Raw genomic sequence first — 891 nt, 5'->3', positions numbered from 1 at the left:
GGGGACGGACCCTGAGGTATCCCCGGATTAAAAGCCGCTAGAACAGTGCGTTGCTTACTCGACCGTGGATGCGGCGCCACGGCGGCCACTGGGAGCGCCGGCTTTCCAGCCGGCCCGCCGACGGCGTTTGCTCCGGCCGGGCGACACGGCTCGCGACGGGGCAGTGTGTCGGCGCTCGCGCGGCACAACGGCGGCGCTGCAGAGCGCGCGCAGCCGGCTGGAAAGCCGGCGCTCCCAGTCCGCATCGTCCTGGCATCCAGGTTGTGGGGATAGGCCAGGGACGGACAATGGAGCATCCGCATCAACGACCAATGGCGCGTCTGCTTCCGCTGGCATAACGGCGACGCCTACGAGGTCGAGATCGTCGACGACCACTGAGAGTAAAACCAGGGACGGACCACGGTTTCCCAAAATCCTCGTGCCGTCTGTTCTCGCGAGAAGCCGTAAGATCAGATCGCCCACCACACACCAAATCACCCAACGCGTCGGCCGCGGGACCGATCAAAAGCAAAAAACCACCAGCGGCACCTTGGATCTAGCGCGGCCGGACGGACTCGCTCCTTGGCAACGTCCTGTCTGTGCCCCGGTTCGCCCCGCTCCGATCTTCATGCCTCGCGGGGACAGAGGCTCAGCCGGAGCCGGGGCAGCTCAAGGCCAACGGGTGGCTGCTGGAGGGCGCGCAGAACGCGCTCGGTGCAGAGATCACATTCGGTGAGGCTTCGTTTGTCCATGGCGGTCAGTCGCCCCGGCATGCTGCCACGGGTCGATGACTGCGACGCCGCATCCCGCGAAATCGTTGACGTTGCGGGTGGCCACGACAGCCCCGTGCGCACGGGCGATGGCGGCAATCTGGCAATCGAACTGGCTGATGGGTCGTCCTGCGGCACGCCG

1 pseudogene is annotated in these 891 nt (G+C 66.3%); it reads left to right on the top strand.

Features of this window, described 5'->3' with window-relative positions:
- Nucleotides 1-276: 276 nt before the first annotated feature.
- Nucleotides 277-378, top strand: a pseudogene (locus tag THIMADRAFT_RS27615) (type II toxin-antitoxin system RelE/ParE family toxin); the annotation flags it as partial.
- Between the last annotated feature and the right edge of the window lie 513 nt (nucleotides 379-891).

The sequence above is a fragment of the Thiocapsa marina 5811 genome, from assembly GCF_000223985.1.
GTDB classification, from domain to species: domain Bacteria; phylum Pseudomonadota; class Gammaproteobacteria; order Chromatiales; family Chromatiaceae; genus Thiocapsa; species Thiocapsa marina.
Note: the sequence above shows the minus strand (reverse complement) of the source record. Positions and strands in the feature narration are given on the sequence as shown.